Consider the following 13,834-nt stretch of genomic DNA (forward strand, 5'->3'; position numbering starts at 1 on the left):
ACTGATCTAAATACGGTGGCGGGACGTATACACTATGTCCTACACACGAGGCATTCATGAGCACGTCCCGCCCCGCCATCCTTCTGTTTCGCAATGATCTGCGCCTGTCAGATCATGCAGCACTGACCGCCGCCTGTGCGGATGGTCGCCCCGTTATCTGCCTATTCGTGAATGATCCCCGCCCCGCTGACCCAATGGGCGCGGCGCAGCGGTGGTGGTTGCACCTTTCATTGACTGCCTTGGCGGCGCAGATCGAGTTGCTGGGCGGGCAGTTGGTGTTGCGCTCGGGTCCGACGCAGACGGTGCTATCGCAGGTGATCGCAGAGACAGGCGCGGTCGAGGTGCATTGGTCGCGTCGCTACACCCCCAAAGCGATCGCCGCCGACACCGTCCTGAAGACGCGGTTGAAAGCGCAGGGCATTCGGGCCGAGAGCCATACCGGGCGGTATCTGTTCGAGCCATGGCAGGTGGCCACGAAATCCGGCACGCCCTTCCGTGTCTTCACCCCGTTCTGGCGCGCCTGTCTGGCCCAATTGGATCAGGTCTCGCCCGCCTTGCCGATCCCCTCGGGCCTGACATTCCATCACGACCTGCCAAGTGACGACCTGCCGGATTGGGGATTGCTGCCAATGCGCCCCAACTGGGCCGCGGGTTTTGCCCCCCATTGGGTGCCCGGTGAGGCCGGGGCGTTAGTGCGGCTTGACCATTTCCTGTCTGCGCGGGCGCAAGGATATGCCGATGGGCGGGATTTCCCGGCCGAGGCGCGCGTCTCGAACCTGTCCCCGCATCTGCAAATGGGTGAACTCACCCCGCGCCAAATCCTGGCCAGCCTGCGCCGCGCCGAGGTGACAGGGGATGTCGGCGACCGCGACGCAACGAAGTTTCTGGCCGAGGTCGGTTGGCGCGAGTTCGCAGCCTATTTGCTCTATCACACCCCCAGCCTGCCCGAGGCCGAGTTCCAGCCGAAATTCGTGCCGTTCCCGTGGCGGGATACGCCCAGTGATCTGGTCGCGTGGCAGCGTGGGCAGACCGGATATCCGATCGTAGATGCCGGAATGCGCGAACTGTGGCAGACCGGCACGATGCACAACCGCGTTCGGATGATTGCCGCCTCGTTTCTGATCAAACACCTGCGGGTGAACTGGCGCGCGGGGCTATCGTGGTTTCACGACACGTTGCTGGATGCTGATGTGGCGTCAAACGCGGCAAGCTGGCAGTGGGTGGCGGGTTGTGGCGCGGATGCAGCGCCATATTTTCGCATATTCAACCCAATCACACAGGCCGGGAAATTTGATCCGAATGGCACTTATATCCGTCGCTGGGTGCCGGAACTGGCGGCGCTTCCTGATAAATACTTGGGCGCACCTTGGCAGGCGCCGGCTGCGATCCTGAGCGATGCGAAGGTGATCATGGGGACCACCTATCCGCATCCCATCGTTGATCATGCCAATGCGCGGACAGCGGCGCTGGCGGCTTTCAAGGCGCTGTAGGCCCAGAGAACTCTTAGATAAAAACTGCGCCAAGTGTTTTGGTTAAAGCGTTTCGGGATAAACTTCAGGCACGCGTTCATTCCGAAACGCCCACGACATTGATATCTCTTACCGCGTTTCGGTTTTCTCCTGTGTCAGGTTAAAACCGAAACGCTTAACTTGACCGTTACAATTCATGTGGCATGATAATCTCCCGCGATATGAGGATGCGTATATGCTTGAATATCTGCCGAAAGAGGTGCGCGAAGGGCTGGAAGCCGCTCGCAAGAAAGACCTGAAGAAGCAAAGCCGCCTGCGCATCCGGGTGAATGAAGAGGTGTTCCCGGTTCTGAAATTCTGGGAAACCGGGTTTTCGATCGATGCCGAACGGGCGCCGAAGCTGCGTGGGTTGGTGGACCTCTATGATGGGTCGCGCCATTTGTATCAGTGCCTGATTGTCGCCTCGGAAGAGGAAGACGGGCAGATGATTTATGAGTTCAAGCGCCGGGCTGAAGCCAGTGATCACGCGCCGCTTGATTTTGCACGGGCCGAACATGCGCCGGTGGGATTGATCGAAGGCAACGGCTAGAAGAAACTGGGTTGGTGATCCGCGCGCGGCCTGTCACGCTCGACATGCCGCCATAACTAATGCGTTTCGGGATAGACTTGAGGCACATGTTTGGTCTGAAACGCCCACGGTATTGATATCTCTTACCGCGTTTCGGTTTTCTCCTGTCTCAGGTTATAACCGAAACCTTTTATCTTGATGTGCAGGAAGTTGCGGGGCGCTACGGCCTGATTTCTACCTCTATCCCGTTTGGGGTCACCGCCCACAGCTCCTCAATCTCGGCGTTGGAAACGGCAATGCAACCTGCCGTCCAATCGCGTCTGATCGCGGTCAGAATATTTGCGCCATTGGGTTGGCCATGGATGAAGATATCCCCGCCCGGACTGACCCCTGCCGCACGGGCGCGGGTGATGTCTGCAGGTTGCGGATAGTCGATGCCAAGGGACAGGTGAAAGGCGCTTTCAGGGTTGCGGCGGTTGATCCTGAAAATACCCTCGGGGGTTTTCCCGTCCCCTTCTTGCTGCTTGTCCCCTTCTGGGGCAAAGCCCAGTGCGATGCGGTATTCACGCACCGCCGTATCGCCCTGAAAGGCGGTCATGCGGCGCGCGGATTTTTCGACCAGCAATCGGGTGATCTTCCCTTCGATCGGGGGCAGGGTTGCAGGTGGGGCGGGCGGGGTCAATCGGTCCCACAAGATCACACCAATCAGCCCGATCAGGGCGACCAGCAGCAGGCGGGAAAAGGCGCGGGCAAGGCGTTGCATATAGCCGCTATTTCGTGTCGGGCGCTAAATGGCAAGCGGGACCTGCGCCAAGCCTGTGCCGCGCGCAGGTCTCTGCCGATTATTGCAGGTCAGCAAAGGCTTTCTGCATGCGGGCCACCGCCTCTTCAACGCGGGCACCCTGAGTGGCAAGATTGAAGCGCTGGAAGCCTTCACCTCCGGTGCCAAAGGCCGGGCCGGGGCTGACGGCAATCTTGGCGTCATCGCGGATGCGTGCGATCACTTCGTTATGGCTCATGCCTGTGTCCGAGAAATCAACCCATGCCAGATAGGTGGCCTGCAGGGGCATGGACTTCAGCCCCGGGATCGCATTGATGCCTTCGTCGAACAGGGCTTTGTTGCTGGCCAGATGCGCAATCTGCGCGTCGACCCAGTCTGCGCCCTCGGGCGAATAGGCAGCGGTGATCATCGCCACGGCCATGCTGCCGGGGGCGTAGTCCATCCGGTAGAGCGTGCCACGCATGTCATTGCGCAGGGTCTCGTCCTCGATGATCATATTGCCGGTACGCTGACCCGCGATGTTGAAGGTTTTCGACGCCGCCGTCAGGGTGACAAGCCGGGGCGTGGCTTCAGGCGCCGCCACGGCCGTGGGCAGGAAGCTGTTGCCGGCATAGACCAGATCCTGATGGATCTCGTCTGACACCAAAAGCAGGTCGTTTTTCTCGGCAAACGCCGCAACGGCTTTCAATTCGTCCTTGGTCCAGACCCGGCCCGATGGGTTCTGCGGCGAACACCACAGGATCATCTTTTCGTTTCCGCTCAGGCGCGATTGCGCGTCATCAAGATCCAGCTCATAGCGCCCATCCTTCAGCACCAGCGGGCATTCCACCACCTTGCGACCGTTCTTTTCAATTTTCAGGGCAAATTCGTGATAGACGGGGGTGAAAATCACCACGCCGTCACCGGGTTGTGTCCATGTTTGCAATGACAGGGCCACGGCATTCCCAAGCCCCTGCGTGGACAGGACCCAATTTGGGTTTACATCCCAGCCGTGGCGCGTGCGCATCCACCATGCGACCGCTTCTTTGTAAGCGTCATATTCCCAGGAATATCCGAACACGCCGTGTTCAACCGCCTTGCGCGCGGCTTCGATCACGCAGGGAGCCGTCTGATAGTCGCTGTCCGCCGTCCACATCGACAGCCCGTCTTCTTGCGAGACCCCAAAAAGCTGCTCCATCTTGTCCCATTTCGAGGACTGCGTGCCGCGGCGTTCGATGATCGTGTTGAAATCCATGCTGTTTCCTCCCGGGGGCAGGTTAGTCGGTTGCGGCCGAGGTTCAACCCGGCTTGTCTGGCGGCGATCAATACAGAAATAATTCCATTTGAAAAGACATAAGTGGCACTAAATTCTAATTAGTTCGCTCATAATGGGAATCGGTTCTGCTTTATGTGGTATAAGTGGAACAGAATACTGATCGAATTTATTGGCGCCCGAAAGGCGCACCCATTGCGTCAGTCAAACGCATGTCATACATCCGCAGCATGACTGTCAAACCGATCCTGATCCACCCCGACCCGCGCCTGAAAAAGGTCGCAGATGCTGTGCCGGACCTGTCCGATGATCTGCGCCAGCTGGCTGATGATATGTTGGAAACCATGTATGACGCGCCGGGCATTGGTTTGGCCGCGCCGCAAATTGGTGTGTTGTCGCGGCTGATCGTGCTGGATTGCGTGCGCGATGAAGCCGAAGCGCCCCAGCCTATGGTGATGTTCAACCCCGAAATCATTCGCGCCTCGGACGAGCTGAACGTTTATGAAGAAGGCTGCCTGTCCATCCCCGATCAATATGCCGAAGTCACCCGCCCGAAAGAGGTTGGTGTGCGCTGGCTGGATCGCGACGGCAATGTGCAGGAGCGTGATTTCGACGGTCTCTGGGCAACCTGTGTTCAGCACGAGATCGACCATCTGGACGGCAAGTTGTTCATTGACTATCTGAAGCCGCTGAAGCGCCAGATGATCACCCGCAAGATGCAGAAGCTGAAACGCGAACTGGCCCGCTCGTGACCCATCGCCCTTATGTGAAATACCCGCACAAATGCTTGCGCAGTGTCGCGGAGCCGGTGGCGGCTGTCACGGATGAGACCCGTGCCATCTGGGACGAGATGATCGAGGCGATGGATGCCATGCCCGGCGTCGGTTTGGCAGCACCTCAGCTGGGCATCATGCAGCGTCTGGCGGTCGTGGATGCCTCGGACGAACGGGGGCAGGCGATCCGCATGGCCAATCCCGAGATCCTTCATGCCTCGACCCAGTTGCGCGACCATCAGGAAGCCAGCCCGAACCTGCCCGGCGTCTCGGCCATCATCGCGCGACCGCGTGCCGTGACTGTGCGGTTTCTGAACGAGGCCGGCGCGCTGGAGGAGCGCGATTTCGTGCATCTCTGGGCCACCTCCGTGCAGCATCAGATTGATCATCTGAATGGCAAGATGTTCATCGATCACCTGTCGCGCACGAAGCGGGACATGCTGGTCAAGAAAGCAAGGAAGCTGAACCGATGAGACTGGTGTTCATGGGCTCGCCTGACTTCTCGGTTCCGGTCTTGGAGGCGCTGGTTGCGGCTGGGCACGAGATCGCTGCTGTCTATTGCCAGCCCCCGCGACCTGCCGGGCGTGGCAAGAAAGATCGCCCCGGTCCGGTGCATGCCCGCGCGTTGGAACTGGGGCTCGAGGTGCGTCACCCGGTCTCGCTGAAGGGCGCAGACGCGCAAAGGGATTTTGCCGATCTGAACGCGGATGCGGCCGTGGTGGTGGCCTATGGCCTGATCCTGCCGCAAGCCGTTCTGGATGCACCCGCCTATGGCTGCCTCAACATTCATGCCTCACTTCTTCCGCGTTGGCGCGGCGCGGCGCCGATCCATCGCGCGATCATGGCGGGTGATCAGGATACCGGTATCTGCATCATGCAGATGGAGGCCGGGCTGGACACAGGCCCCGTGTTGTTGCGCGAAGCCACACCGATTGGTGCGCAGGAAACGACGGCTGAGTTGCATGATCGCTTGTCGGACATGGGCTCCCGTATGATTGTGGAGGCTCTGGCGCGACTGGACGAACTGGTCCCCGAAACGCAATCCGAGCATGGCGTGACCTATGCGGCTAAGATCGACAAAGCCGAGGCACGCATTGACTGGGCGCGACCTGCGGTCGAGGTGGACCGCCTGATCCGTGGCTTGTCGCCCTTTCCCGGTGCGAAATGCGATATGGCGGGCGAGCAGGTCAAGCTGCTGGCTTCGCGTCTTGCCCAAGGGCAGGGGGCTCCGGGGCAGGTTCTTTCGGGTCTGACCATCGCTTGCGGCGAGGGCGCCATCGAGGTTCTGCGCGCCCAGCGGCCCGGCAAGCGCGCGATGGAGGCAGAGGACTTTCTGCGCGGCGTCGATCTGCCTGACCACTTTAGCTGACCCTTTCATTTTCGCACCGCACCCCCATATATAAACCATGCCTATCGTACTTCTGATCATCGTCGGCGCGGCGGCTGGGTTTGTCGCCACGCGCCTTATGGACCTGCACACGGATGTGCCCACGACCATCGCCATCGGTGTGGCGGGCGCGCTGATTGGTGGCCTGCTTTTGCGGTTTCTGCTGATGCTGACCGGGTTGGCCTTTGGCTTTGTCGGCGCCTTGCTTGGCGCAGTTGCCGTGATCTGGATTTGGCAAAGGTATTCCGGTCGAAGTTAAACTTTGATTAACCTTCGTACCGCAAGCTGGACCTATGTTGGTACGTCTGTTTGTCCTGTCGCTCACCGTCCTGATCTCGACCAGTTTGCAAGCTTTGGCCGGGGCTTGGCCTCGCGAAAAAGGGCAGGTGTTTCTGTCCCTTGCAGCAACGCAGGACACAGACCGGCTTGATGAGAACCCTACGCTGTCTGTCTATGGGGAATATGGTCTGCGTCACAACATAACGGTGGCCGGGAAAATCACCTATGATTTCGCGTTGGAGGAGGTGACTGACTATGAAATCTCTGGCCGCTGGCATTTCCCTGACAATGGCAACCCGCTGCGCACCGCCCTGAGCCTGACTTTGGCTGGGCCAACAGATGAGTTGCGCGTGGAACCTGGCGTGCATCTGGGGCGGGGCTTTGAAACGCCCATTGGTCCGGGTTGGTTGGATGTCGAACTTTTTGCAAGCTTCTCCACCGAAGGCGATGCGACGGAATATGGCGGGTTTGGTGTGCTTGGGGTGAAGCCACATGACCGGTTGATGACCATGTTTGGCGTTGATGTTCTGGTCACGCCGGACGACACGTTCGTGAAAGCCGTGCCCCAGCTGGCATGGGAATTGAAGCCGGGACGGCATCTCAATATGCAGTATTCAAAAGGGCTTTCGGGAACGGATGAAAGCGAGCTGGGTCTTGGTTTGTGGCTGGAGTTTTGACCGGTCGTGATTTGCCCGTTGGGCGAAATGAGCCAATCGGTTTGCTCAATCCTTGAACGGCGCCATGCCCTCGCGGGCCAGCTCATCTGCGCGTTCATTCTCTGGGTGGCCCGCATGGCCCTTGACCCATTCCCATGTCACATGATGGCGCGCCTGTGCCGCGTCCAGACGTTGCCACAGTTCAACATTCTTAACCGGTTTCCTGGCCGAGGTTTTCCACCCGTTGCGTTTCCAGCCGTGAATCCAGCCGGTCACCCCATTCTTCACATAGGTGCTGTCGGTCACGACGGTGATTGCACAAGGCTTGCCCAGAGTTTCCAGCGCCATGATCGCCGCCATCAGCTCCATCTGGTTGTTGGTGGTCATCGCTTCGCCACCTTTCAGGGCGCGCTCTTTAACCACTGCACCGTTTTCCTTGGCCTGCAGCAATGTACCCCAGCCTCCCGGGCCGGGATTGCCCGAGCACGCGCCATCCGTATATGCAAAAAACTCAGCCATATGACAGCAACACCATCCATTCCGATACCGACCCTTCCAACCCGCGCCCAGAGCCGGGCAGATGGGAACCCGGCGTAAAACCGGCATTGGTCAGAAACATGTCCAGTTCATCGGCGCTGTAATAGGTGTAAAACCTTCCCAGCCGATCCCGTCCGGACCCCTTACCCAGTTTCATACCGATGTGAAAGACCCCGCCCGGCTTCAGCGCCTGCCGCAATATCTGAAGCGTTCCGGGCAACGCGTTACGTGGCAGATGCAGCAAGCTGAAATTGGCCCAGATCCCGTCATACTCATCTATGCCCGTGATCTCGTGAAACATGGCTTTGCGAGCGGGCACACCATGGGCGCGTGCGCGCGCCACCATCTCTTGCGAGCCGTCGATGGCATCAACGTCCAGACCGGCTTGCATCATGCGCTGTGCCGCGAGGCCCGGGCCGCAACCAAGGTCCAGAACCTTACCCCCTTCGGGCAGTTCGCTTAGAAAAGCCGACAGGCCGGGCAGGTCTTTGGAGGCGACACGCGTCTCATAGGCCTCAGCCTCGCAATCATAGACCGCAAGTGTCTGGGCATCGGTGCTCATGTGCGCTCAAACGCGAGTTTCAGACCCAGCCCGGCAAAGCTCGCGGCAAAAACCCGGCGCAGCCAGGTCATGGCGCGGGGGCTTTCCAGTACCTTGTCGCGTGCGAGAGAGGCAAAGACGCCATAACCAACGAAGACAACGAAGGTCATGGCCATGAACACGGCGCCAAGCAATAACATCTCGGCTGTGGCCTTGCTGGCATCGCCTGAAAGAAATTGAGGCAAGAAGGCCAGAAAGAACAACGACAGTTTCGGGTTGAGCACGTTCAGCATGGTGCCGCGTAAGGCAATCTGTGCCAAATCGCGTGAGCTTTCATTCGCGTCGACGGACAAAGCGCCCCGATCCCGTAGTGTTTGCCACGCCAGATAAAGCAAAAAGGCAACGCCCGCGTATTTCACGATCTGGAATGCGATGGCCGAGCTGTGCAGCACTGCGGCCAGCCCCAATATGGCGGCAAGCATGGCGGGTACAATCCCGATGGTGCAGCCAACACTCGCCGCGATGGCGGCCAGTTTCCCGCGTGTCAGCCCTGTCGCCAGCGTATAGATCACCCCCGTTCCGGGGGCCAAAACAACCACGAGCGCCGTCAGTAAAAATTCGATACTCATTTTGTGGCCTCTGCAGGGGCCCGAAGAACACGGGGTACTTTGAATTCGATGTTTTCTTCCGCTGTTCGGACCATGTCGACGGTCACGTCATAGCGGTCACGAAAGGCGTCAATCACCTCGTCCACCAAAACTTGCGGCGCAGAGGCGCCCGCGGTCAGCCCAAGCGCTTTGATCCCTTCCAGCGCCCGCCAGTCGATTTCTGATGCACGCTGGACGAGCATCGCATAGCTGCACCCATTCGCGCGGGCCACTTCGACAAGCCTGCGGGAGTTAGAGCTGTTGGGCGCGCCAATCACCAGCAGGGCATCCGATTTGGGCGCGATGGCCTTCACCGCCTCTTGCCGGTTGGTGGTGGCATAGCAGATGTCTTCTTTATGCGGGCCAATGATGGTTGGGAAGCGTTCGCGCAGGGCCGCGACAATCCCGGCGGTATCATCGACGGACAAGGTGGTCTGCGTGATATAGGCCAGTTGGTCTGGGTTGCGCGGGATGAGCGTGGCGACGTCATCGGCGGTTTCGACCAGAAGCACCTCGCCATCTGGCAGCTGCCCCATGGTGCCGATGGTTTCAGGGTGCCCCGCATGCCCGATCATCACCATTTGAAGCCCGCTTTGATGATGGCGTTCGGCTTCGATGTGTACTTTGGACACCAACGGGCAGGTGGCGTCCACATAGATCATTTCGCGGCGCGCCGCTTCGGCGGGCACGGCTTTGGCAACACCATGAGCCGAAAAGATCACCGGACGGTCATCCGGGCATTCTTCCAATTCTTCGACGAACACAGCCCCCTTGGCACGCAGCCCGTCCACCACGAATTTATTGTGCACAATTTCGTGGCGCACATAGATCGGCGCGCCCCATTTCTCGATCGCCATTTCGACGATCTTGATGGCGCGGTCCACACCGGCGCAAAAGCCGTTCGGTGCGGCCAGATACAGGGTCAGGGCGGGTTTGGTCATGGTGCCTCCGGGCGGTTTCCGGTCCTGGCAAGAGGTAAGGCTTTTGCGTCACCCCGTCCAGAGCGGCAAATGAAAACAGGCCGGGGATTGCCCGGCCTGTCTTCCTGTTCGATTGTTTGTCAGACGTCAGTCACTCTCGTCATCACCATCAAATTCACGAGGTGGGCGGCCGATCACGTCCTTCAGCTCTTCCAATTCGATGAAGTTGTCGGCCTGGCGCCGCAGCTCGTCAGCAATCATCGGCGGTTGGCTGCGAATGGTGGACACGACAGATACGCGAACGCCTTGACGTTGAAGCGCGGCTGCCAGTGGACGGAAGTCGCCATCGCCCGAGAACAGAACCGCATGGTCAATATGCGGTGCCAGCTCAAGCGCGTCGACGGCCAGTTCGATGTCCATATTGCCTTTGACTTTCCGGCGGCCCATGGAATCGGTGTATTCCTTGGCGGGTTTGGTCACCATCGAGAAACCGTTATAGTGCAGCCAGTCCACCAACGGCCGGATCGGTGAATACTCATCGTTTTCCAGCAAGGCGGTATAGTAGAAGGCACGCAACAATTTGCCACGGCGCATGAACTCTTGTCTGAGTAGTTTATAGTCGATGTCGAAGCCCAGCGATTTTGCGGCCGCATAGAGGTTCGAACCATCAATGAACAGCGCGAGCCGTTCGTCACGGTAGAACATAAAATTTCCTTTCCAATTGACCTTCGCGCAGCAATTCCGTGAGTGGTAAAAGGGGGAAATTACTTAACGAAGAAACACACACATGCAAACTAGGGATCGGGGCCAGTGTCGCAAGTAACAAATTGGGAAGATACCTGTCCAAAAGTACTGATTTTGCTAGGAAGTAACGCCACGTCAACCGTGCGGGAATCGGCAGATCTGATTTCACAAGCCATAGAGCGCATCGCGGCGCTGGGCGTGCAGATTGATTCGCAAAGCAAGATCTATGAAACCCCCTGTTTTCCTGTGGGTGCCGGGCCTGATTTCGCCAATCTTGCCGCCGGGTTGAGGACCGATTTGCCGCCAGAGGCGCTGTTGGCGCTTCTTCATCAGGTTGAGGATGAGTTTGGACGTGAGCGCCCGTCGCGCTGGGCTGCGCGCACGCTTGATATTGACCTGATCGGCTATGGTGACCGGATCTGCCCCGACGCCTCTACGCTGAAAGATTGGATCGAGATGCCATTGGAAGACCAGATGCAGCAGGCACCTTCCGAGCTGATTTTGCCTCACCCGCGCCTGCAGGATCGGGGCTTTGCGCTGATTCCCCTGTGTGAAATTGCCCCAACCTGGCGCCACCCGTTTTTTGGTCAAACTCTGGCGGAACTCTGTGCAGCCCTGCCAGAAAGCGCAAAAACCGGGGTGAAACCCCTTTGCGAAGGTGAATGAAGCGGTGTTTTTGCTTGTAAACCTCTGTTTTGGCCCCTAGATAGGCGGTTCACATCCCCTTGCAAGGAATGGAGCATACCCATGGCCCGCGTGACGGTTGAAGATTGCGTTGACAAGGTTCCGAACCGATTTGATCTTGTGATGCTTGCATCGCATCGCGCCCGCGAAATCTCGGCTGGTGCCGAGCTGACGATTGATCGTGACAACGACAAGAACCCTGTGGTCGCTTTGCGCGAAATCGCAGACGAAACCCAGACCGCTGATGATCTGCGCGAGCGGATGATCGAAGGTCACCAGACCCAGATCGAGGTGGATGAACCCGAAGAAGACAGCATGGCGCTGCTTATGGGGGCTGAAGCTGCGGACAAGCCTGCAGATGACGACATGTCGGAAGAGAAACTTCTGCGTGCTCTGATGGAAGCGCAGGGTCAGGGCTGATCCCATCCGGGAAAGGGAGCGTCACGGGTGACGAGCTGGAAAGACGAGCTTGCGGATCTCGATATTGACGGGCTGATCGCCAAGATCACCACCTATAACCCGAATGCCAATCCGGAATTGTTGATGGCCGCCTTTGAATATGGCGGCCAGATGCATTTCGGGCAGTATCGTCACTCTGGCGATCCTTATTATACCCATCCTTTCGAAGTGGCCGAGATATTGGCCGATATGCAGCTGGACGATGCCACCATCGTCACGGCGTTTTTGCATGACACGATCGAAGATACCGGGTCGACCTATGCGGAAGTGTCCGAGAAGTTCGGCAAAGAGATTGCCGAGCTGGTCGACGGGGTAACAAAGCTGACCAACCTTCAGCTCAGTTCGTCCGAAACCAAGCAGGCCGAAAACTTCCGCAAGCTCTTTATGGCGATGTCCAAGGACATGCGGGTGATCCTGGTGAAGCTTGCTGACCGCCTGCACAACATGCGCACGATCAAGGCGATGCGCCCGGACAAGCAGGTCCAGAAATCGCGCGAGACCATGGATATCTATGCACCGCTTGCCGGCCGGATGGGTATGCAATGGATGCGCGAAGAGCTGGAGGATTTGGCCTTCCACGTGCTGAACCCCGAGGGTCGAAGCTCGATCATGCGGCGTTTCCTGCGTTTGCAGAAGGAAAGCGGTGATGTGATCGAGAAGATCACAAGCGATATTCGCCACGAGCTGTCCGAGGCCGGGATCAAGGCCGAGGCCTTCGGCCGGGCCAAGAAACCATATTCGATCTGGCGCAAGATGCAGGAGAAGGATCAAAGCTTCTCGCGCTTGTCAGACACTTATGGGTTCCGCGTGATCACCAAGAACGAGGCCGATTGCTATCGCGTTCTGGGGGTGATTCATCAGCGCTGGCGCGCCATTCCCGGGCGTTTCAAGGACTATATTAGTCAGCCGAAATCAAACGGTTACCGCTCGATCCATACAACGGTGTCGGGGCGTGACGGTAAGCGCGTTGAGGTGCAGATCCGCACCCGCGAAATGCATGAGGTCGCGGAAACCGGCGTGGCGGCGCATTGGTCCTATCGTGACGGTATCCGCGTTGAAAACCCTTTTGCGGTGGACCCGGCCAAGTGGATCGCGTCGCTGAACGAGAGGTTCGAGGCGGCGGATGACCACGATGAATTCCTCGAGCATGTGAAGCTCGAAATGTATCAGGACCAGGTGTTCTGTTTCACGCCCAAAGGCGAGGTGGTGAAACTTCCGCGCGGTGCGACGCCGTTGGATTTCGCTTATGCGATCCACACGCGGATCGGTGACAGCTGTGTCGGCGCAAAGGTGGATGGCATTCGTGTGCCGCTCTGGACGCGTATCAAGAACGGCCAGTCGGTCGAGATTATGACCGCCGAAGGTCAAAGCCCGCAGGCGACTTGGATCGACATCGTTCAGACCGGGCGCGCGAAAGCTGCCATCCGCAAAAGCCTGCGCAGCGAAGATCGAGATCGCTTTATTCGTCTGGGCCGTGAACTGGCGCGCGTGGCTTTTGAACATGTGGGGCGTAAATCGACCGATAAGGCGCTGGCAACGGCGGCCAATCAATTGCGTCTCAAAGACACGGACGAGCTGCTGGCCCGGCTGGGATCGGCAGAGCTTCAGGCGCGCGATGTGGTGCAGACACTGTACCCGGAAAGCGTCGGTGAAGTGGATGAGATTGACCGCGACACTGCGGTTTCCGGTCTGGAAGCAGGGCAGGATTTTGACCGCGCCAATTGCTGCCAACCGGTGCCCGGGGAACGCATTGTGGGCATCACTTATCGCGGCAAAGGCGTCATGGTTCATACAATTGACTGCGACGCCCTTGCCGAGATGGACGAGGACACATCGCGTTGGGTTGATCTGCATTGGCACTCTGGAAAACACCCGGCCATTCATACGGTTAGCATACTTCTGACCATTTCGAATGACGCAGGCGTTCTGGGGCGTATCTGCACCTTGATTGGCGAACAGAAGGCCAATATCTCTGACCTGAACTTCCTCGACCGAAAGCCAGATTTCTATCGTCTGATTGTCGATGTGGATTTACGCGATATTGAGCATCTTCATGCCATCATGGTGGCGTTGGAAGCTGATAGCGATGTGGCCGCGGTTCGCAGGCACCGGGACATCTCCCGCAAACCATAACCCA

17 protein-coding genes are annotated in these 13,834 nt (G+C 58.5%); 10 read left to right on the forward strand and 7 right to left on the reverse strand.

Annotated elements, in window-relative coordinates; genetic code table 11:
- The first annotated feature begins 56 nt into the window (after positions 1-56).
- Positions 57-1,490 carry a cryptochrome/photolyase family protein gene (locus ACRY08_RS05125; protein WP_432448770.1) on the forward strand — a complete coding sequence of 478 codons (1,434 nt, stop codon included), beginning with the start codon at positions 57-59 and terminating at the stop codon, positions 1,488-1,490.
- Positions 1,491-1,704: 214 nt separating this feature from the next.
- Positions 1,705-2,058, forward strand: a complete 354-nt coding sequence (locus ACRY08_RS05130) for a hypothetical protein (protein WP_432448771.1) — start codon at positions 1,705-1,707, stop codon at positions 2,056-2,058.
- Between the two features lie 199 nt (positions 2,059-2,257).
- On the opposite strand, the gene ACRY08_RS05135 is transcribed toward ACRY08_RS05130, so the two are convergent.
- Both ACRY08_RS05135 and ACRY08_RS05140 read right to left on the reverse strand, forming a co-directional pair.
- Positions 2,258-2,800: a L,D-transpeptidase family protein gene (locus ACRY08_RS05135; RefSeq protein ID WP_432448772.1), complete on the reverse strand. Its 543-nt coding sequence runs from the start codon at positions 2,798-2,800 to the stop codon at positions 2,258-2,260.
- Positions 2,801-2,879: 79 nt separating this feature from the next.
- Positions 2,880-4,052: a MalY/PatB family protein gene (locus ACRY08_RS05140; RefSeq protein WP_432448773.1), complete on the reverse strand. Its 1,173-nt coding sequence runs from the start codon at positions 4,050-4,052 to the stop codon at positions 2,880-2,882.
- 248 nt (positions 4,053-4,300) lie between these two features.
- Between ACRY08_RS05140 and def (ACRY08_RS05145) the strand changes: the two genes are divergently transcribed.
- The 5 genes from def (ACRY08_RS05145) to ACRY08_RS05165 are packed head-to-tail and all read left to right on the forward strand — an operon-like array spanning position 4,301 to position 7,186.
- Positions 4,301-4,822: a peptide deformylase gene (def, locus tag ACRY08_RS05145; RefSeq protein WP_432448774.1), complete on the forward strand. Its 522-nt coding sequence runs from the start codon at positions 4,301-4,303 to the stop codon at positions 4,820-4,822.
- The gene (def, locus tag ACRY08_RS05150; RefSeq protein WP_432448775.1) at positions 4,819-5,316 is read left to right on the forward strand and encodes a peptide deformylase; all 498 of its coding nucleotides are present in this window, start codon (positions 4,819-4,821) and stop codon (positions 5,314-5,316) included. The genes def (ACRY08_RS05145) and def (ACRY08_RS05150) overlap by 4 nt, the downstream gene beginning before the upstream one ends.
- On the forward strand, positions 5,313-6,212 hold the full coding sequence (fmt, locus tag ACRY08_RS05155; RefSeq protein WP_432448776.1) for a methionyl-tRNA formyltransferase: 900 nt from the start codon (positions 5,313-5,315) through the stop codon (positions 6,210-6,212). The genes def (ACRY08_RS05150) and fmt overlap by 4 nt, the downstream gene beginning before the upstream one ends.
- Positions 6,213-6,249: 37 nt before the next feature.
- Positions 6,250-6,489, forward strand: a complete 240-nt coding sequence (locus tag ACRY08_RS05160) for a GlsB/YeaQ/YmgE family stress response membrane protein (RefSeq protein WP_432448777.1) — start codon at positions 6,250-6,252, stop codon at positions 6,487-6,489.
- A 34-nt stretch (positions 6,490-6,523) separates the two neighbouring features.
- Positions 6,524-7,186, forward strand: coding sequence for a hypothetical protein (locus tag ACRY08_RS05165; protein WP_432448778.1), 663 nt, complete (start codon positions 6,524-6,526; stop codon positions 7,184-7,186).
- 45 nt (positions 7,187-7,231) lie between these two features.
- Here ACRY08_RS05165 and rnhA read toward each other — a convergent pair whose 3' ends face one another.
- From rnhA to ACRY08_RS05190, 5 genes are all read right to left on the reverse strand, one after another.
- Entirely contained in the window at positions 7,232-7,684 is a 453-nt protein-coding gene (gene rnhA, locus ACRY08_RS05170) for a ribonuclease HI (protein WP_432448779.1), read from the reverse strand.
- Positions 7,677-8,264 (reverse strand): class I SAM-dependent DNA methyltransferase, encoded by a 588-nt coding sequence (locus ACRY08_RS05175; RefSeq protein ID WP_432448780.1) that lies wholly within the window; start codon positions 8,262-8,264, stop codon positions 7,677-7,679. The genes rnhA and ACRY08_RS05175 overlap by 8 nt, the downstream gene beginning before the upstream one ends.
- The gene (locus tag ACRY08_RS05180) at positions 8,261-8,872 is read right to left on the reverse strand and encodes a LysE family translocator (protein WP_432448781.1); all 612 of its coding nucleotides are present in this window, start codon (positions 8,870-8,872) and stop codon (positions 8,261-8,263) included. The genes ACRY08_RS05175 and ACRY08_RS05180 overlap by 4 nt, the downstream gene beginning before the upstream one ends.
- Positions 8,869-9,831, reverse strand: a complete 963-nt coding sequence (ispH, locus tag ACRY08_RS05185; RefSeq protein WP_432448782.1) for a 4-hydroxy-3-methylbut-2-enyl diphosphate reductase — start codon at positions 9,829-9,831, stop codon at positions 8,869-8,871. Before ispH ends, ACRY08_RS05180 begins: the two co-directional genes overlap by 4 nt.
- A gap of 126 nt (positions 9,832-9,957) precedes the next feature.
- The gene (locus tag ACRY08_RS05190; protein ID WP_432448783.1) at positions 9,958-10,515 is read right to left on the reverse strand and encodes an NYN domain-containing protein; all 558 of its coding nucleotides are present in this window, start codon (positions 10,513-10,515) and stop codon (positions 9,958-9,960) included.
- Between the two features lie 105 nt (positions 10,516-10,620).
- On the opposite strand from ACRY08_RS05190, the gene folK reads away from it, so the two are divergent.
- From folK to ACRY08_RS05205, 3 genes are all read left to right on the forward strand, one after another.
- A complete protein-coding gene (gene folK / locus ACRY08_RS05195; protein WP_432448784.1) occupies positions 10,621-11,220 on the forward strand; it encodes a 2-amino-4-hydroxy-6-hydroxymethyldihydropteridine diphosphokinase in 600 nt (199 codons plus the stop codon).
- An 81-nt stretch (positions 11,221-11,301) separates the two neighbouring features.
- On the forward strand, positions 11,302-11,658 hold the full coding sequence (rpoZ, locus tag ACRY08_RS05200; RefSeq protein ID WP_432448785.1) for a DNA-directed RNA polymerase subunit omega: 357 nt from the start codon (positions 11,302-11,304) through the stop codon (positions 11,656-11,658).
- A gap of 27 nt (positions 11,659-11,685) precedes the next feature.
- On the forward strand, positions 11,686-13,830 hold the full coding sequence (locus tag ACRY08_RS05205) for a RelA/SpoT family protein (protein WP_432448786.1): 2,145 nt from the start codon (positions 11,686-11,688) through the stop codon (positions 13,828-13,830).
- The last annotated feature ends 4 nt before the right edge of the window (positions 13,831-13,834 follow it).

The organism is Aliiroseovarius marinus (genome assembly GCF_050881025.1).
Classification (GTDB): domain Bacteria; phylum Pseudomonadota; class Alphaproteobacteria; order Rhodobacterales; family Rhodobacteraceae; genus Aliiroseovarius; species Aliiroseovarius marinus_A.